Here is a 17,367-nt window from a genome sequence, read left to right on the forward strand (position 1 = left end):
TCGCGGACACGCCGCATGAGCGCGGTTGAAAAAGAAGTGGCGGCGGGGCGCGGCAGCGCCCGCGCCGTCGCTATTGCATCATCGCTTGGCCGTTTCCTGGTCATTGCGATCACGACCTATCTTGGTCTGCTAGCGGTCACCTTCTTCATCGGCCGCGTCATTCCGATCGACCCGGTGCTGGCGGTGCTCGGCGACCGGGCGCCGGCCAATGTGGTTGAGCGCACGCGCCGCGAGATGGGTCTCGATTTGCCGTTGATCGAGCAGTTCTACATCTATGTGAAGAATGCGCTGAACGGCAATTTCGGCGTCTCCGTGCTGACCACCAATCCGGTCATGACCGACATTCGCCGGGCGCTTCCGGCCACGACGGAACTGGCGACCCTCGGAACGCTGATCGGCGCGTTGTTCGGCGTGCCGCTCGGTGTGCTGGCCGCGGTCAGGCGCGGCAGCCTCATCGACCAGATCGTGCGCGTCATCGGCCTGATCGGTTATTCCGTGCCGATCTTCTGGCTGGGGCTGCTTGGGCTGGTGCTGTTTTACGCCAAGCTGCAATGGGTTGCCTTCCCGGCGAGGCTCGACGTCGTCTACGAATACACCTTTACGCCGATCACCGGCTTCTATCTCCTCGACTCCGCAATGCAGGGGCAGTGGGACGTTTTTTACGACGCCTTCCGCCACATCATCCTGCCGGCCTCGCTGCTCGGCTATTTCTCGCTCGCCTATATCAGCCGCATGACGCGCTCGTTCATGCTCAACGAATTGTCGCAGGAATATATCGTCGCGGCGCGCGCCAAGGGCCTGTCGGAAACCCGCATCATCTGGGGCCACGCGCTGCGCAACGCGGCGGTGCCGATGGTGACGGTGATCGCGCTGTCCTATGCCGGACTGCTGGAAGGTTCGGTGCTGACCGAGACCGTCTTCTCATGGCCGGGCATCGGCCTTTACATCACCAATTCGCTGCAGAACGCCGACATGAATGCGGTGCTTGGCGGCACCATCGTCATCGGCTCGGTGTTCATCGCCATCAACCTTCTGTCCGACCTGCTGTATCGTGTGCTCGATCCGAGGACGAAGTCCGCATGAGCGTCGACACCATCCAGAGCCGTCGCGACTGGCTGCTCAGCGAGCGGCCGGCCTCGCGCATGCAGGCAAGGCTCGGCCGCGCCTATGTGGCGTGGCGGCGCTTTTCCGCCAACCGGTTGGCGTTTCTGGGCCTGCTCATCATCATTGCCCTGCTGGTCGTTGCCGCCCTTGCCGGCGTGCTGGCATCTTATTCGCCAACGTTCGGCGACCTGAAGAACGCGCGCCTGCTGGCGCCGAGCTCTGAGCACTGGTTCGGCACCGACGATCTCGGCCGCGATATCCTGTCGCGCATCCTCTACGGCTCGCGCTGGACGCTTTATGTGGTCATCCTGGTCGCCATCATCGCCGCCCCCATCGGCCTCCTGGTCGGCACGGTGGCCGGCTATGCCGGCGGCTGGACCGATGCCATCCTGATGCGCATCACCGACATCTTCCTCGCCTTTCCCAAGCTGATCCTGGCGCTGGCCTTCGTCGCAGCACTGGGCCCCGGCATCGAGAATGCAGTGCTGGCCATCGCCATCACCTCATGGCCGCCCTACGCCCGCATCGCGCGGGCAGAGACGCTGACGGTGCGCAATTCCGACTACATCAAGGCGGTGCAACTGATGGGCGCTTCGCCCTTCCGCATCGTGCTGCGCCATATCATGCCGCTTTGCATTTCGTCCCTGATCGTCAGGGTGACGCTCGACATGGCCGGCATCATCCTGACCGCCGCCGGGCTCGGTTTCCTCGGCCTCGGCGCGCAGCCGCCGCTGCCCGAATGGGGCACGATGATCGCCTCCGGCCGCCGCTTCGTGCTCGATCAATGGTGGGTGGCCGGTGCGCCGGGCTTCGCCATTCTCATCGTCAGCCTCGGCTTCAACCTGCTTGGCGACGGCCTGCGCGACGCGCTCGATCCGCGGAGTGGCGACCAATGAGCGGGGAGACGAAGACGCTTTTCGACGTAGACGACCTGCGCGTCACCTTCCCGACCCGCACCGGGCTGATCGAGGCGGTGCGCGGCGTTTCCTTTTCGCTCGGCCGCGAACGGCTCGGCATCGTCGGCGAATCCGGCTCGGGAAAATCGCAGACCGGCCGCGCCATCATGGGCCTGACGCCACCGCAGGCGCGGATATCGGCCAACAAGCTCGCCTTCGACGGCATCGACCTGCTCACCGTCTCGCCACGCGAACGCCGGGCGCTGCGCGGCAAGCGCATCGCCATGATCCTGCAGGATCCGAAATATTCGCTCGACCCGGTGATGAGCATCGGTCGCCAGATCGTCGAGACGCTGCGCACCCATGAAAAGGTCGGCAAGGCGGAGGCACGCGACCGTGCATTGGCCATGCTGGAGGCGGTGCAGATCCGTGATCCCTCTCGCGTCTTCAATTTGCATCCGCATGAAGTTTCGGGCGGCATGGGCCAGCGCGCCATGATCGCCATGATGCTGATCGCCGGTCCGGAAATGATGATCGCCGACGAGCCGACCTCGGCGCTCGACGTCACCGTGCAGCTCGATGTGCTCGGCATCCTCGACCGGCTGGTCAGTGAGCGCGGCATGGGGCTGATCTTCATCTCGCACGATCTGCGCCTGGTCTCGTCCTTCTGCGACCGCGTCATCGTCATGTATGCCGGCAAGGTGGTCGAGCAGCTCAAGGCGTCCGAACTCGGCCAGGCCCAGCATCCCTACACGCGCGGCCTGCTCAATTGCATGCCCAAGATCGGTGCCGACCGCCACCCGCTGCCGGTGCTCGACCGCAAGCCGGAGTGGGCGGCATGACTTCTGCGATTGCCGTCGACAGGCTGGAAGTGATCTTCGACCGTTTTCGCGCACTGAAGGGCGTCAGCCTCGACGTGCAGCCGGGCCAATCCTTCGGCCTGGTCGGCGAATCCGGCTCCGGCAAATCGACGCTGCTGCGGGCCATCGCCGGCCTTGCGCCGGTTGCATCGGGCGGCATCGTCGTCAACGGCAAGACGCTCGGCGCGCGCCGCGACAAAGCCTTCTACCGTGAAGTGCAGATGGTCTTCCAGGATCCGTACGGGTCGCTGCACCCGCGCCAGACCGTCGACCGTCTGCTGCAGGAGCCGCTTGCCATCCATGGCTTTGCCGACGGCGAAAAGCGCATCCAGCGGGCGCTGGACGAGGTCGGCCTCGGCAACGGTTTCCGCTTCCGCTATTCGCACCAACTGTCCGGCGGCCAACGCCAGCGCGTGGCGATCGCCCGTGCGCTCATTCTCGAACCGTCGATCCTGCTGCTCGACGAGCCGACCTCGGCGCTCGATGCCTCGGTGCAGGCGGAAGTGCTCAACCTGCTGGAAGAGGTACGCAAGCGGCGCAAGCTGACCTTCCTGATGGTCAGTCACGACCTCGCCATCATCACCCATATGTGCGAGCGGCTGATGGTGATGCAAAGCGGCGAGGCGGTGGAGAATCTGGCGGCGGCGGATCTTGTCGAACGCCGTGTGACCAAGGACTATACGCGCAATCTGTTGCGGGCCAGCGACGGGTTTGTGAGAACCGCTTGAATTCGTTTTCTCTTTTGCGCCGAACAACCATCTTGGGGAATTCCCATGGAGGAATGGAAGTTTGCGGATCCGCCCAATGTCGCGGTGTTTGTGGATAGGGCAGTCGTTACCCGCGGCGATTGGATTGCATACGTCTCACATGACGATGACGACGGCAGTTGGCAATTCCACAACAGCGAAACCGGACCTGTTGACGAAGGCGATATCATGATCGTCAGCTTGCAAAACGTTGTGCAGCGGGACGAAAGCATCCAGGCGTTGGCGGACTTGCCAGAAGGCTGGCACGCTTGGCGCACCTCGAAATCGTCGCCATGGCAACGCGCCAGGTCGCGCCCTGTGCCCTCCAACGACAACGAATGATCAGGCAAAGCCTTAGGCTGAGCCTTGCGCCAGTTCGCCGTTCTCCAGAACGGGTGGCTCTTCCCGGCCCTTCGGCTCCTTGATCCTGAACCACGTCACATAAAGCGCCGGCAGGAACAGCAGCGTGATTGCGGTACCCGCGATGATGCCGCCCATCATCGCATAGGCCATCGGACCCCAGAACACTTCACGCGCGATCGGGATCAGCGCCAGGCTGGCGGCCGCCGCCGTCAGTGCGATAGGGCGCATCCGGTGTTCGGTCGCTTCGATGACCGCCGCCCAGCGATCCTTGCCCTCGCGCACCAGATCCTCGATCTGCACGATCAGGATGACCGAATTGCGGATGAGGATGCCGATCAGCGCCAGCACGCCGAGGATGGCGACGAAGCCCAGCGGCGCTCCGCTCGGCACCAGGGCCGCCACCACGCCGATCAGGCCGAGCGGCGCCACCGCCACGACCAGGAACAGGCGCTGGAAGCTCTGCAACTGCACCATCAGGATCGTTGCCATGACGAACAGCATCAACGGCACGACGGCGGCGATCGGTCCCTGACTTTTGGCGCTCTCCTCGACCGAGCCGGCGGTGGCGATCGAATAGCCCGGCGGCAGCTTGGCGGTGAAGGCATCGACCGATGGCTTCAGTTCGTTGACGACCGTGGCCGGCAGCACGTCGCCGACCAGCCCGGCGCGCACGGTGATGGTCGGGATGCGATCGCGTCGCCACACCGTCGGTTGCTCCAGATCGTAGCGGAAGTTGGCGACCGCCGCGAGCGGGATCGCCTCGCCGGTGCTGGTCGGCAACTGCATGTTCTGCAACGTCTCGATCGAGCCGCGTTCGGCCCCGCGGGAGCGGGCCACGACATTGATCAGGTAAGTGGCGTCGCGCACCTGCGTGATGGTGGCGCCGCCGACCGTACTGTTCAGCGCGCTGGCGATGTCGGAGGAGGTGATGCCGAGCTGGCGTGCCTTGTCCTGCAGCACGTCGACCCTCAGCACGCGCTGCGGCTCGTTCCAGTCGAAGGTCGGCGCGGCGAGCTTTGGATTGGCGGAGATGACACCGGCGAATTGCTGCGCCAGTTCGCGCACCGTCTGGATGTCGGGACCGCCGACGCGGTATTGCACGGGGCGGCCGACCGGCGGTCCGAGTTCGAGCGGCTTGACGAAGGCGTCGGTGCCGACGAACTCCTCGCGCAGCAGCTTTTCCAGCGCCGGCTTGACCCGGTTGCGGGCCTCGATGCTCTTGGTGACGATGACGGTCTGGCCGAAATAGGGGTTGGCCGGCTGCACGTCATAGGCGAGCACGAAACGCACCGCGCCCTGGCCGATATAGGACGAGAAATGGTCGATGTCGGGATTGCCGACCAGTGCCCGCTGCTCGAACCGCTCCATCTGGTCGCGCGTGTCGGCGATCGAAGAATTCTGCGGCAGGTTCCAGTCGACGATCAGCTCCGGCCGGTCCGATGGCGGGAAGAACTGCTGCTGCACCAGGCCGAAGCCGGCGATCGAGCCGGCAAACAACAACACGGTGGCGATGATGGTCAGCCAGTGATGGCGCACCGAGCCGACAAGCACGCGCCGGAACAGCGAGGTGAAGCGGCCCGGCTGGTCGTGATGCTTGGTTTTCATCGTCGCCGGCAGGATGGTGACGCCGAGCAGGGGCGCAAACAGCACCGCCACGATCCATGACACCAGCAGCGAAACGGCGATGACCACGAACAGGGTGAAGGTATATTCGCCGGCGGCGCTGTTGTTGAGGCCGATCGGGATGAAGCCGGCGACCGTCACCAGCGTACCGGTCAGCATCGGAAAGGCGGTCGATGTGTAGACATAGGTCGCTGCCTTGCGCAGATTGTCGCCGACCTCCAGCCGCGCCACCATCATCTCGACCGCGATCATCGCGTCGTCGACCAGAAGGCCGAGCGCGATGATCAGCGCACCCAGGGAAATACGCTGCAGCGAAATGCCGAGATAGGCCATGACGGTGAAGGTGATGGCCAGCACCAGCGGGATCGACAGCGCCACGACGAAGCCGGCGCGCATGCCGAGACTGATGAACGACACGGCGAGCACGATGGCGACCGCCTCGAACAGCGCACGCGTAAAGCCCGAGACGGCCTCCTCGACGATGACCGGCTGGTCGGCCACCAGATGCACGCCGACGCCGACCGGCAGGTCGGCCAGCACCTTGTCCATCTCCTTGTGCAGGGCCTCGCCGAATTCGAGCAGGTTAGCGTTGGGTTTCATGCCGATGGCGAGCCCGATCGCGTCCTGGCCGTTGAAACGGAACAGTGCCGTCGGCGGATCGACATAGCCGCGTGTGATCGTCGCTACGTCGCTCAGGCGGAAGAAGCGGTCGTTGACGCGCAGATTGATGGCGCGCAGGCTTTCCTCGGAGGTGAACTGCCCGCCGACACGCACGCTGATGCGCTCCGGCCCGGACTGGATGACGCCGGACGGCGTGATCGCGTTCTGCGCCTGCAGGCTGGCGACGATCGCTTGCTGGTTGAGGCCGAGGGCGGCGATCTGGCGGGTTGAGAATTCGAGATAGATCGCTTCGTCCTGGGCGCCGACCAGGTCGACCTTGCCGGCGTTGGGCACGGTCAGGATCTTTGTTCTGGCATCCTCGACATAGTCGCGCAACTGGCGCGGCGTCAGCCCGTCCGATGTGAAGGCGTAGATGTTGCCATAGACGTCGCCGAAGCGGTCGTTGAAGAACGGGCCCTGCACACCCTGCGGAAACTGTGCCCCGATGTCATTGACCATGTTGCGCACCTGAATCCAGTTCGGCACGACATCGCGTGCCTTGGTGGTGTCCTTCAGGTTGACGAAGATGACGGTCTGGCCGGCCGTGGTGACGGACTTGGTGTAGTCGAGGCTATCGAGTTCCTCGAGTTTCTTCTCGATCCGGTCGGTCACCTGCTGCACGGTTTCCTTGACCGAGGCGCCCGGCCAGTTGGCCTGGATGATCATCGTCTTGATGGTGAAGTTGGGATCTTCTTCACGGCCGAGATTGAGGTAGGAGAACACGCCAGCCACGACGAAGACCAGCATGAAATACCAGACCATGGAGCGGTGGTTGAGCGCCCAGTCGGAGAGATTGAAGCCTTTCATGAGGCCCCTCCCTCGGGCACTGTCACCTTCTGGCCTTCGCTCAGGCTGTGGACGCCCGCCGTGACAACACGCATGCCGGCCTCCAGCCCCTCGGTCACCGTGAAGGTGCCGCCATTCTTCGACGCGACCTTTATGTCGCGTGCGTTCACGCTCGATGTCTGCGGGTCGACGATCCACACTTTCGCGGAACCGTTCTTTTCGAACAGCGCCGACATGGGCAGTTCGATCGTCGGTGCCACCTTGGTCACGCGGGTCGCCGTCACCGTCGAGCCGAGCCGGAAGGCCTGTGGCGGATCCGTGAGCGTCAGCCTGACGCGCCGGGTGCGGGTCGAGCCCTCGGATTGCGGTGCGATCTCGCGCAGCTTAGCCCCGGTCTGGATCGTCGGCAGCGACTGCAGGATGACCTGGAAGGGCGTGCCGGCCGCGAGATCACCGGTCAATTGGTCGGGAATGTCGACCACCGCCTCGCGCAGGTCCGAGCGCGCCACGGTGACGACGGTCTGGCCGGGCGAGACCGTCTGGCCAACTTCGGCGCCGACAGCGGTGACGACACCGTCGAAATCAGAGAACAGCCTGGCATAGCCGAGCTGTTCCTGCGATTTGGCAAGCGAGGCCTTGGCCCGCTCGACACCTGCCTCCGCAGCTTTGCGCGCCTGCTGCGCGGCGTCGAAGACAGCTTGCGTGGCGTTGGCTGAGGCGAGTAACTGGCGCTGCCGTTCCTCGCTGGCGGCGGCGTTGGCGAACTGCGCCTCGGCATTGGACAGTTCCGCCTTGGCCGCCTGGAGCGACAACTCCAGCGCGGTCGGATCGAGTGCCGCTATCGTCGTGCCCTTGCTGACGATGTCGCCGACCTGGACGTCGCGCGAGACGACCCGGCCAAGCAGGCGGAAGGCCAGGTCGGCGCTGACCTGCGGTTCGACGGATCCGGCAAAACCGAAGACTTGCGTGGTGCGCGGCTCGATCACCATCGACAGCACCGGCCGGATGATCTCGGGCGGCTTTTCCTCCGACCTGGAGCAGGATGCCAGCGCGCCGAGCATGAGCACGCCGAGCAGGATGCGCGGCGTCCGGCTCATTGGCCCGCTCCCGATATCTCGATCGTCTGTCCAGGGCTGAGCAGCTGTCCTCCAGCGGTGACGACGCTTTGGCCTTCGTCCAGCCCCCTGGCGATCACGACCGTGCCCGAATTGAACGCCAGCACTTCGACCGGCGCCATCGTCACCGCCTTGGTCGACGGATCGACGATCCAGACCGCCGGCTTGCCGGCGCTGGACGTCAGCGCCTGCCACGGCAGCAGGATCGCCTTCGCTGGCTTGGCGCTTACCGAGCCGATGACGGCTGCTCCCAGCGGCATGCCGGCGGGCGTGTCGGGAATGGCGACCTTGACCCGGATCGAGCCCGAAGCCGGGTCGACCGCAGGCGAGATTTCGCGGACCTTGCCCGTTGCCCTGACCTGCGGATCGGACAACAGCGTGATCGTCACCGCAGGCGATGCCGGTGTCTTGGCGATCAGTGTCTCCTGCACGTTGAACACCGCGTCGCGGTCGCCGTCCTCGGCGACGGTGAAGACGGTTTGCGCGGCTTGCACCACTTGGCCGGTTTCGACTTGGCGGGCGGTGATCACGCCGGCGGCACCGGCCTTGAGCTCGGTGAAGGACAGGTTTTGCTGGGCGTTGGAGAAAGCGCTCTGCGCGGCTTCGACGCTGCCTTGTGCCACCTTCAGGGCCTGGTCCGCGGCGTCATAGTCGCGCCTTGTGGTGAAGCCCTGCGCCAGCAGCGTCTTCTGCCGCTCGAAGGCGGCAACGGACTGGGTCAGTTGCGCCTTGGCTGCATCAAGATCGGCCTGCGCCGAGCGCAGGTCGGATTCCTGCTCCTGCGGGTCGATGCGGGCGAGCACCGTGCCTTGATCGACATGCTGGCCGACATCGACAAACCGTTCGGCGACGCGACCGCCGACCCGGAACGACAGATTGTTCAGCGTACGCGCCGCGATCACCCCGGTCAGCGAAGTCCTTGGCGCATAGTCGGCCATCGCCACCGTTTCGGTGCGCACCATGATCTGCAGTTTCTTGTCCGCCGCTTCCTGCTTCTGACAGCCGGCCAGAAGCAGCGCCGCCGTGCAGGCGAAAAGCGCCGGGGCGGCTGGAAAAGACAAAAGACCGGGAGCTTTGACCGATGGCTGCGAGACGGGCGAAGTCACGTTCCTGCTCATGGGCTCTCCCGACCGCGGGCCGCTCGCTGATCGCGGTGCCTCGCGGCCATCCAGAGGATAGTCGATCCCTGGGAAAAGGAAACCGGTCTCGTACGTGTATCGCCCGACTGGCTAAGCGCCGGGATCTGCCCACCGCAGGCCCAATCGCCTGCCGGTGGTGCCGACTTGAGGAAAACGTGAAATAAGGTCAGAAGACATCTCAACGGCATCAAACAGGACGGGCGCCGGCCCGGTGAGGGATACGATGAAGAATTCAGCCATTTCCGAACGCAAGAACCAATCGATTTCCCGCGGCGTCGGCATGACCACGCAGATTTATGCCGACCGGGCTGAAAATTCGGAAATCTGGGATGTCGAGGGGCGTCGCTATATCGATTTCTCGTCGGGCATCGCCGTCGTCAACACCGGGCATCGCCATCCCAGGGTGATCGAGGCGGTCAAGGCACAGCTCGACCGCTTCACCCACACCTGCCACCAGGTGGTGCCCTATGAGAGCTATGTGCGCCTGGCCGAACGGCTGAACGGCATGCTGCCCGGCAAGTTCGAGAAGAAGACGATCTTCGTCACCACCGGGGCCGAGGCTGTCGAGAACGCCATCAAGATCGCCCGCAATGCCACCGGCCGTCAGGCGGTCATCGCCTTCGCCGGCGGTTTCCATGGCCGCACCTTCATGGGCATGGCACTGACCGGCAAGGTCGTGCCCTACAAGGTCGGCTTCGGTGCAATGCCGGGAGATGTCTATCATGCGCCGTTCCCTGTGCCGCTGCACGGTGTCTCGGTCGCCGACTCGCTGACGGCGCTCGACCGGTTGTTCAAGGCCGATGTGGATCCGGCCCGCGTCGCCGCCATCATCATCGAGCCGGTTCAGGGCGAGGGCGGCTTCTACGACGCGCCGCGGGATTTCCTGGTTGCGCTGCGCAAGCTTTGCGACCAGCACGGCATGCTGCTGATCGCCGACGAAGTGCAGACCGGCTTTGCCCGCACCGGCAAGATGTTTGCGATGGATCACCATGAGGTGGCCGCCGACATCACCACCATGGCCAAGAGCCTGGCCGGCGGCTTTCCTCTGGCGGCGGTCACCGGCCGCGCCGAAATCATGGATGCGCCCGGCCCCGGCGGGCTCGGCGGCACCTATGGCGGCAGCCCGATCGGCGTTGCCGCGGCGCACGCCGTGCTCGACGTGATCGAGGATGAAAAGCTGTGCGACCGCGCCAATACGCTGGGCGCAAGGCTGAAACAGCGGCTGCACTCGATCCGCGACGACGTGCCCGAGATCGTCGACATCAGAGGTCTCGGCTTCATGAACGCGGTCGAGTTCAACGACGTCAAGAAGGGCCTGCCCTCAGCCGAGATCGCCAATGCGATCCGGTTGAAGGCGCTCGACAAGGGCCTGATCCTGTTGACCTGCGGCGTCTACGGCAACGTCATCCGCTTCCTGGCGCCGATCACCATCCAGGACGAAGTCATGAACGAAGCACTCGACATTCTGGAAAGCTCGATCCGCGAAGTCTGCGCCGCCTGATCAGTAAGGTGCCGCGCCTGAGGGACGGAATTATCCCGCCGCTCTGGCGGGCTCATTCTCGAGGAAAGCGGCCAGTGCCGCTTTCAGCCCCTCGGGGCCAGCGGCCACCGTCTGCGGCGTCGGCGAGAAGCCGGCGCCCAACATCTTGCGGCCAAGCATATGGTCGCCCGGACGGTTGACCGATTCGATGCCGAGCAGCCGGTCGCCAGCATAGTGGTAGATCGAGAATTTGTTGTCGGGAAGGCCGCCCAGCACGACATGGCTGTCGCCGCCGGCGGTCAGGCCGACCATCTGCAGCTTCATGTCGCCGATGTCGGACCAAAACCATGGCACCGCAGAATAGGCGTCGGCATGGCCTGATATCGTGCGCGCGGCAAGCCGCGCCTGGTCGGTGGCATTCTGCACCGATTCCAGCCGCACGTCGCCGCCGGTGAACCAGTGACGGTAAGAGGCAGCATCGCCAATAGCGAGAATCTCCGGCACCGAAGTCCGCATCTGGTGATCGACGCGGATGCCGTTGGCGATGCCGAGGCCAGCTTCCTGCGCCAGTTCGACATTCGGCACGGCACCAATGCCGACAATGACCATGCGCGCCGGCAGTCTTTCGCCTGACGAGGTGATCGCGGCCACGACATGACCGTTTTCGCCTTCGAGCCCGGCGATCGAGGTGCCGGTGAGGATGCGCACGCCCGTCGCTTCCAGCCGTTGCCGGACGTGGCTCGCCACCACCGGCGCCACGGCGCGGCCGAGCAGCCGGTCCACCGCCTCGACCACTGTCACCGTGCGGCCGGCGGCCCTCAACGTGGCTGCGATCTCCAGCCCGATGAAACCGCCGCCGAGGATGACGACTTCGTCGGTTTGCGCGCTGAGGTCGCGGATCAGCCGCGCATCGGCCAGCGAGCGCAGCGACAGCACCCCGGACAGATCGGCACCGGGCAGCGGCAGCGTGCGCGGGCGCGAGCCTGTCGCCAGGATCAGGTGGTCGAAGGCAAGCGCACCATCGCCGGCAATATCCAAACTGCGGCGTCCGGCATCGATGCGATCGATCCTGACGCCAGGCCGGTAGTCGATGGCGCTGCCGGTGTAAAAGGCCTCGCCGCGCAAGGGTTGTGGCTTGGCCTCGGCATCCTTGATGAAGGTCTTCGACAGCGGCGGCTTGTGGTAGGGCAGTTCGTCCTCATCTCCGACGAGGATTACCGGTCCGTCATAACCGTCCTCGCGCAGACTTGCGGCCGCTTGCACGCCCGCATGACCCGCGCCGACAATGACCACACCGTTCTTCATCGCACTCAATCCCGATTCTACCTAGGATATTCCGCCAGATGGCAATTGTCTGGCACCGCTGCAAGCGAGCTTTTGCGGGTCGCATCCGGGATGGCGGCTGTCAATCGCACAGTTCAGCGGCAAGACCGGTGCAGGAAAACGCATAAAGTTGACAGTTGCAGTTTAGAATAATTCTAAACTGTTGTTTCGATTGACTTTTCTTGCGGATTGTCATTGACATCCGACGGTGTCGCAGCTTTATGGAAGTTCGCGCGTCAGCGCATCCCTTTAATGTTTGGGCCTTGAACCCTTTCGATTGGAGGCATTTTGGTGTCTTTCTTCCGCGAACCGCGCGATGGCGCGGCATCTCTTGCGCCCAATGGCCCGCAGATGGCCTGGCGCCGGTTGCTGCGCGCGCCGTTTACAGAATTTCCGAGAAACTGGAGAGTGATCATGACAGCACGATATGGCAGCAGGCTTGCGGCGATCGGCGCCACTGCCCTGCTGACGGCGGCGGTATTCGTGTTGCCGGCAAAGGCGGAAACAGATGTAAAGGCGGTCATCAAGACCTATTCCGACATCGCGCTCGCGAAATACGAGGATTCGCTGACCACGGCGCAAGCGCTCGACAAGGCGGTCGACGCGCTGCTCGCCACGCCATCGGTGGAAACCCTCAACGCTGCCCGTGACGCCTGGAAGGCATCGCGCGTTCCCTACCAGCAGACCGAAGTCTACCGCTTCGGCAACAAGATCGTCGACGACTGGGAAGGCAAGGTGAATTCCTGGCCGCTGGATGAAGGCTTGATCGACTATGTCGCCAAGAGCTACGGCACCGAATCGGACGCGAACGCGCTCTACACGGCCAATGTGATCGCCAACAAGGAGATCGAGATCAACGGCAAGAAGGTCGATGCATCGAAGCTTTCGCCGGAATTCCTCTCCGGCACGCTGCAGGGAGCCGGCGGCATCGAGGCCAATGTCGCCACCGGCTATCACGCCATCGAATTCCTGCTCTGGGGCCAGGACCTGCATGGCACCGGCCCGGGTGCCGGCGAGCGCCCCTACACCGACTACGACCTCAAGAACTGCACCGGCGGTAATTGCGACCGCCGCGCCGAGTATCTGAAATCGGCCAGCGACCTTCTGGTTTCGGATCTTCAGGAGATGGTCGGCAACTGGAAGGAAGACGGCGCCGCCCGCAAGGCTCTTGTCGATGGCGAGCCGAACACGGCGATCTCGACGATCTTCACCGGCATGGGCTCGCTGTCCTACGGCGAACTGGCCGGCGAGCGCATGAAGCTCGGCCTACTGCTGCATGATCCGGAAGAGGAGCACGATTGCTTCTCCGACAACACCTACAATTCGCATCTCTACGACGCCATCGGCATTCGCGCGGCCTATCATGCGAGCTACACGCGTCTCGACGGCACCGTCGTTTCGGGTCCTTCGGTGGCCAATATGGTGAAGGCGGCCGACCCGGCGATCGACAAGGAACTGTCTGACAAGCTCGATGTTTCGGTCGCCAAGATGGAGGCGATCAAGGCGCGTGCACTGGCCGGCGAGGCCTATGACCAGCAGATCGCCGAGGGCAACATCGAGGGCAATGCCACCGTCCAGGCGGCGATCGATGCGCTGATCGATCAGACCAAGTCGATTGAGCGCGCCGTCGGCTCCCTGAAGCTCAGCACCATCGCCTTCGAAGGGTCCGACAGCCTCGACGCGCCGGACAAGGTGTTCAAGTAAGGGTAAACGACGGAGACTGACCCGGAGCCGGACAACCGGCTTTGCAACGGCCTCCGCCAGAAGATCAAGCCACACGGCGCGGGAGACGCCGTCAGCCAGCCGAGCAAGCCAATGCTGATTTGTCATTGCAACATCATCACCGAGAAGGAGATCGAGCAGACGATCGTCGGGCTGCTGGACCAGGATCCCTGGCAGTTGATCGTGCCGGCGAAAATCTACCATGCAATGCAAAAGCGCGGTCGCTGTTGCGGCTGCTTCCCAAATGTGGTGGAAACGATCATTCGGGTCACCGAAAACTACCACGCTCGCTCGGAGGCGAGCGGCGTGGATGTCGTTTCACACCTGGATCGCGTCAGAGGCCTGCGCATCCAATACGGGAGCAGAATTCATGAAAGGCGATCCGCAGATCATCGAGCGGCTTAACGAGGCCCTTTTTCTGGAGCTTGGGGCCGTCAATCAGTACTGGGTGCATTTCCGTCTGCTTGAGGACTGGGGATACGCGAAGCTGGCAAAGAAGGAGCGGGCGGAATCGATCGAGGAGATGCACCATGCCGACAAGCTCGTCGCCCGCATCATCTTCCTCGAAGGCCATCCGAACCTGCAGTCCGTGGCGCCGCTGCGCATCGGGCAGAACGTCAAGGAAGTGCTCGAATCCGACCTTGCCGGAGAATATGACGCACGTACCGCCTACAAGCGTTCGCGCGAAATTTGCAACGACGCCGGCGACTACGTGACGATGAAGCTGTTCGAGGAATTGCTGGCCGACGAGGAGGGTCACATCGACTTTCTTGAGACGCAGCTCGACCTGCTTGCCTCGATCGGCAAGGAGAAATACGGCCAGCTCAACGCCGCATCGGCAGACGAGGCGGAGTAAGGGCATGCGGGAATGCGGCGCCTGCTAGAATTCGTGCGCCGCTCGCGGCGGGCCAATGGCTCGCCGCCCCCTGAGAAGACGCCAGCCGGATTGGCGCGTCGGCGCTGTGTCATGCTCGTGTTGGCGCTTACCTCTTCGGCGATGGCGGGTGATCTTCAGCCGGCCGGCTTCGCCACCACGCGCACCGACCTCAATGCGAAGGATCAGGCGCGCGCCATCGCCGTCACCAGGCCGACCACGGATTTTTCCAGGCCAGAGCCGTTCGAACTGATGCAAGGTGGCGCCGGCACGTCCCGAAAGGACGTCAGCCGCGATTCCTTCTCGCAATCCTCGGCCAACCTCACCTTCGAGGAAGAGGGCGACTTCAAGCTTGGCAATGCCCTTTTCCGCAAGAACTGGGTCTCGTCGCCATCCTCGACGCAGGCGTCGGACGGGCTCGGCCCGCTGTTCAACGAACGTGCCTGCCAGAACTGTCATCTGAAGGACGGCCGCGGCCGCCCGCCGCAAGGCGACGCCGGCACCACGTCGATGTTCCTGCGGCTGGCCCGCGACGCCAGCAGCACGCAAGAAAGGGCGGCGCTTGCCGACCATGAGGTGCTCAACTTCCCCGACCCGGTCTACGGCAGGCAATTGCAGGAGCTCGCCGTACCCGGCCTGCCCGGTGAAGGCAGGATGCATATCGATTACCAGGAACGTAAGGTGGAGCTGACGGACGGCTCTGTGATCTCCTTGCGCAAACCGAGCTATTCGGTTGACGGCCTTGGCTACGGGCCGCTTGACCCGCGCACCACGCTGTCGCCGCGGCTCACACCGCCGATGATCGGCCTGGGCCTGATCGAACAGATCGCGCCGTCTGATATTCTCGCCCAAGCCGATCCGGACGACAGGGACGGCGACGGCATTTCCGGCAGGCCGAACATCGTGCGCGATAGCCTGAACGGGGAACTGACGCTTGGCCGTTTCGGCTGGAAGGCGCAGACCGCGTCGATCCGCCAGCAGGCGGCGGATGCCTTTGCCGGCGACATCGGCATCTCGACGCTCGAAGAGCCGAGGCATTGGGGCGATTGCACTGCTGCGGAGGCAAAATGCCTCGCCATGCCGAACGGCGTGCAGCAGCGTCTTGGCCCGATCGAGGCGCCGCCGCCGGTGATGGATCTCGTCACCTTCTATTCGCAGAACCTGGCCGTGCCGTCGCGCCGGGACCTCGACCGGCCGGACGTGCTCGCGGGCAAAAAGACATTCTACGAGATCGGCTGCATTGCCTGCCATACGCCGAAATTCGTCACGCGCCGCGATACGCCCAATAAGGCGCAGGCCTTCCAGTTGATCTGGCCTTATTCGGACTTCCTGCTGCACGACATGGGGCCTGATCTGGCCGATGGCCAGGCCGTGGGCGATGCGACGGGCAATGAGTGGCGCACGCCGCCGCTGTGGGGCATCGGCCTGACCGAGACAGTCAACGGCAATTCCTTCTTTCTGCATGACGGGCGCGCGCGCAGCTTGGCTGAGGCGATCCTGTGGCATGGCGGCGAGGCGCAGAAAGCGCGCGACCGTTTTGCCGCCGCTAACGCGACCGAGCGTGACGCATTGCTCAAATTCCTGGAGTCACTGTGATGTTCAAGCGTTCTGCATTGTTTTTCGCTCTTCCGCTGGCCCTGCTGGGTGTTGTCCCTGCGTCGGCGGCGGTCAAAGCCTCCGACATCATCCAGCGGGCGATCGATGGCTTCGTCCGCCCGACCTATGCCGGCCTGCACGAGCATGCGGAAGCCTTGACCGGATCCATGCGCAAGCTGTGCGTCACGCCCTCGCAAGGAGAGCTCGATGCCGCACGCGCCGAATTCTCCGCCACCGTCTATGCCTGGTCGTCAGCCGAAATCATCGGCTTCGGGCCGATCAAGGAGAACAACCGGCTGGAACGCATGCTGTTCTGGCCGGATCGCAAGAGCATTGGCCTGAAGCAGGTGCAGGCGGCGCTGTCGGCGAAGGATCCAACCGCCACAGATCCGGCACAGCTGGCCGGCAAGAGCGTCGCCATGCAGGGGCTGGGCGCGCTGGAGTTCGTACTTTACGGCGACGGCGCCGATGCACTGGCCGGCAAGGATGATCCCTACCGCTGCGCCTATGGCACTGCTGTTGCCGGCAACATCGAAACCATGGCCGGCGAGGTCAGCGCCGCCTGGAACAAACCAGACGGCTTTGCAGCGCTTTGGGCCAATCCGGGGCCGCAGAACCCGCTTTACCGCGACGGCAATGAAGCGGTGACCGAACTGGTCGGCGTCTTCGTCAACGAGCTGGAAATGGTGCGTGACGTGCGCCTGAAAGGGTTTTTCGGCGGCAAGCCGGACGCGGACAAGCCGAAACAAGCGATCTATTGGCGCTCGCAAAACACCACCGCGTCACTGGCCGGCAATCTCTCCGGCATCGATACGCTGTTCCAGGCCTCGAAACTTGGCGACGCCCTGCCGGCCGATGCGCGCTGGATGGCCGAATCGATCCACATCCAGCTGGTCAACGGTGTCGCCACCGCCAAGGCCGTCAGCGGTCCAATCGACAAGGCGCTTGCCGATCCGGCATTGCGCGACAAGCTCGATCATTTCGCGCTGATCACCTCCAGCCTGTCGACCCTGATCGGGACCAGGTTGACCGCTGAATTCGGCCTGACCGCAGGCTTCTCCTCGCTGGATGGGGACTGAA

The 17,367-nt window shown here is 64.0% G+C and carries 15 protein-coding genes; 11 read left to right on the forward strand and 4 right to left on the reverse strand.

From position 1 onward, the window contains the following. Positions 1–15: 15 nt before the first annotated feature. Genes P3C39_RS19115 through P3C39_RS19135 form a run of 5 tightly spaced genes read left to right on the forward strand, consistent with a single transcriptional unit; the run spans position 16 to position 3,948 of the window. On the forward strand, positions 16–1,083 hold the full coding sequence (locus P3C39_RS19115; RefSeq protein ID WP_024503440.1) for an ABC transporter permease: 1,068 nt from the start codon (positions 16–18) through the stop codon (positions 1,081–1,083). Next, a complete protein-coding gene (gene nikC, locus P3C39_RS19120; RefSeq protein ID WP_275954082.1) occupies positions 1,080–2,000 on the forward strand; it encodes a nickel transporter permease in 921 nt (306 codons plus the stop codon). The genes P3C39_RS19115 and nikC overlap by 4 nt, the downstream gene beginning before the upstream one ends. Next, positions 1,997–2,842 carry an ABC transporter ATP-binding protein gene (locus tag P3C39_RS19125; protein ID WP_275954081.1) on the forward strand — a complete coding sequence of 282 codons (846 nt, stop codon included), beginning with the start codon at positions 1,997–1,999 and terminating at the stop codon, positions 2,840–2,842. Before nikC ends, P3C39_RS19125 begins: the two co-directional genes overlap by 4 nt. Continuing rightward, entirely contained in the window at positions 2,839–3,588 is a 750-nt protein-coding gene (locus P3C39_RS19130) for an ABC transporter ATP-binding protein (protein ID WP_275954080.1), read from the forward strand. The genes P3C39_RS19125 and P3C39_RS19130 overlap by 4 nt, the downstream gene beginning before the upstream one ends. Before the next feature lie 45 nt (positions 3,589–3,633). Then, positions 3,634–3,948, forward strand: a complete 315-nt coding sequence (locus P3C39_RS19135; RefSeq protein ID WP_206519134.1) for a hypothetical protein — start codon at positions 3,634–3,636, stop codon at positions 3,946–3,948. A 12-nt stretch (positions 3,949–3,960) separates the two neighbouring features. Here P3C39_RS19135 and P3C39_RS19140 read toward each other — a convergent pair whose 3' ends face one another. Genes P3C39_RS19140 through P3C39_RS19150 form a run of 3 tightly spaced genes read right to left on the reverse strand, consistent with a single transcriptional unit; the run spans position 3,961 to position 9,271 of the window. Next, positions 3,961–7,059 carry an efflux RND transporter permease subunit gene (locus P3C39_RS19140; protein ID WP_127368030.1) on the reverse strand — a complete coding sequence of 1,033 codons (3,099 nt, stop codon included), beginning with the start codon at positions 7,057–7,059 and terminating at the stop codon, positions 3,961–3,963. Beyond that, complete coding sequence (locus P3C39_RS19145) at positions 7,056–8,135, reverse strand: efflux RND transporter periplasmic adaptor subunit (protein ID WP_024503446.1); 1,080 nt, start codon at positions 8,133–8,135, stop codon at positions 7,056–7,058. Before P3C39_RS19145 ends, P3C39_RS19140 begins: the two co-directional genes overlap by 4 nt. Further along, positions 8,132–9,271, reverse strand: a complete 1,140-nt coding sequence (locus tag P3C39_RS19150) for an efflux RND transporter periplasmic adaptor subunit (RefSeq protein ID WP_275954079.1) — start codon at positions 9,269–9,271, stop codon at positions 8,132–8,134. Before P3C39_RS19150 ends, P3C39_RS19145 begins: the two co-directional genes overlap by 4 nt. Positions 9,272–9,515: 244 nt before the next feature. Here P3C39_RS19150 and P3C39_RS19155 point away from each other — a divergent pair, with 244 nt between their 5' ends. Continuing rightward, entirely contained in the window at positions 9,516–10,793 is a 1,278-nt protein-coding gene (locus P3C39_RS19155) for a 4-aminobutyrate--2-oxoglutarate transaminase (protein ID WP_275954078.1), read from the forward strand. Positions 10,794–10,823: 30 nt separating this feature from the next. Here the strand turns inward: P3C39_RS19155 and P3C39_RS19160 are convergent, their stop codons facing one another. Next, a complete protein-coding gene (locus P3C39_RS19160; RefSeq protein ID WP_275954077.1) occupies positions 10,824–12,077 on the reverse strand; it encodes an FAD-dependent oxidoreductase in 1,254 nt (417 codons plus the stop codon). A 432-nt stretch (positions 12,078–12,509) separates the two neighbouring features. Here P3C39_RS19160 and P3C39_RS19165 point away from each other — a divergent pair, with 432 nt between their 5' ends. The 5 genes from P3C39_RS19165 to P3C39_RS19185 all read left to right on the forward strand — a co-directional run bounded on the left by P3C39_RS19165 (position 12,510) and on the right by P3C39_RS19185 (position 17,366). Further along, positions 12,510–13,799, forward strand: a complete 1,290-nt coding sequence (locus tag P3C39_RS19165; protein WP_275954076.1) for an imelysin family protein — start codon at positions 12,510–12,512, stop codon at positions 13,797–13,799. 111 nt (positions 13,800–13,910) lie between these two features. Continuing rightward, the gene (locus P3C39_RS19170; protein ID WP_013527915.1) at positions 13,911–14,222 is read left to right on the forward strand and encodes a (2Fe-2S)-binding protein; all 312 of its coding nucleotides are present in this window, start codon (positions 13,911–13,913) and stop codon (positions 14,220–14,222) included. Continuing rightward, on the forward strand, positions 14,188–14,673 hold the full coding sequence (gene bfr / locus P3C39_RS19175) for a bacterioferritin (protein WP_275954075.1): 486 nt from the start codon (positions 14,188–14,190) through the stop codon (positions 14,671–14,673). The genes P3C39_RS19170 and bfr overlap by 35 nt, the downstream gene beginning before the upstream one ends. A gap of 12 nt (positions 14,674–14,685) precedes the next feature. Continuing rightward, complete coding sequence (locus P3C39_RS19180) at positions 14,686–16,287, forward strand: di-heme oxidoredictase family protein (RefSeq protein WP_275954074.1); 1,602 nt, start codon at positions 14,686–14,688, stop codon at positions 16,285–16,287. Further along, a complete protein-coding gene (locus tag P3C39_RS19185) occupies positions 16,287–17,366 on the forward strand; it encodes an imelysin family protein (RefSeq protein ID WP_275954073.1) in 1,080 nt (359 codons plus the stop codon). The genes P3C39_RS19180 and P3C39_RS19185 overlap by 1 nt, the downstream gene beginning before the upstream one ends. Position 17,367: the final 1 nt, after the last annotated feature.

It is taken from the genome of Mesorhizobium sp. XAP4 (genome assembly GCF_029269325.1).
Lineage (GTDB): Bacteria > Pseudomonadota > Alphaproteobacteria > Rhizobiales > Rhizobiaceae > Mesorhizobium > Mesorhizobium ciceri.

Coding starts and splice junctions, on each gene's coding strand:
- P3C39_RS19115 (WP_024503440.1), top strand. CDS start 16: ATGAGCGCGGTTGAAAAAGAAGTGGCGGCGGGGCGCGGCAGCGCCCGC.
- P3C39_RS19155 (WP_275954078.1), top strand. CDS start 9,516: ATGAAGAATTCAGCCATTTCCGAACGCAAGAACCAATCGATTTCCCGC.
- P3C39_RS19130 (WP_275954080.1), top strand. CDS start 2,839: ATGACTTCTGCGATTGCCGTCGACAGGCTGGAAGTGATCTTCGACCGT.
- P3C39_RS19150 (WP_275954079.1), bottom strand. CDS start 9,271: ATGAGCAGGAACGTGACTTCGCCCGTCTCGCAGCCATCGGTCAAAGCT.
- P3C39_RS19135 (WP_206519134.1), top strand. CDS start 3,634: ATGGAGGAATGGAAGTTTGCGGATCCGCCCAATGTCGCGGTGTTTGTG.
- nikC (WP_275954082.1), top strand. CDS start 1,080: ATGAGCGTCGACACCATCCAGAGCCGTCGCGACTGGCTGCTCAGCGAG.
- P3C39_RS19140 (WP_127368030.1), bottom strand. CDS start 7,059: ATGAAAGGCTTCAATCTCTCCGACTGGGCGCTCAACCACCGCTCCATG.
- P3C39_RS19160 (WP_275954077.1), bottom strand. CDS start 12,077: ATGAAGAACGGTGTGGTCATTGTCGGCGCGGGTCATGCGGGCGTGCAA.
- P3C39_RS19185 (WP_275954073.1), top strand. CDS start 16,287: ATGTTCAAGCGTTCTGCATTGTTTTTCGCTCTTCCGCTGGCCCTGCTG.
- P3C39_RS19170 (WP_013527915.1), top strand. CDS start 13,911: ATGCTGATTTGTCATTGCAACATCATCACCGAGAAGGAGATCGAGCAG.
- P3C39_RS19145 (WP_024503446.1), bottom strand. CDS start 8,135: ATGAGCCGGACGCCGCGCATCCTGCTCGGCGTGCTCATGCTCGGCGCG.
- P3C39_RS19125 (WP_275954081.1), top strand. CDS start 1,997: ATGAGCGGGGAGACGAAGACGCTTTTCGACGTAGACGACCTGCGCGTC.
- P3C39_RS19165 (WP_275954076.1), top strand. CDS start 12,510: ATGACAGCACGATATGGCAGCAGGCTTGCGGCGATCGGCGCCACTGCC.
- bfr (WP_275954075.1), top strand. CDS start 14,188: ATGAAAGGCGATCCGCAGATCATCGAGCGGCTTAACGAGGCCCTTTTT.
- P3C39_RS19180 (WP_275954074.1), top strand. CDS start 14,686: ATGCGGCGCCTGCTAGAATTCGTGCGCCGCTCGCGGCGGGCCAATGGC.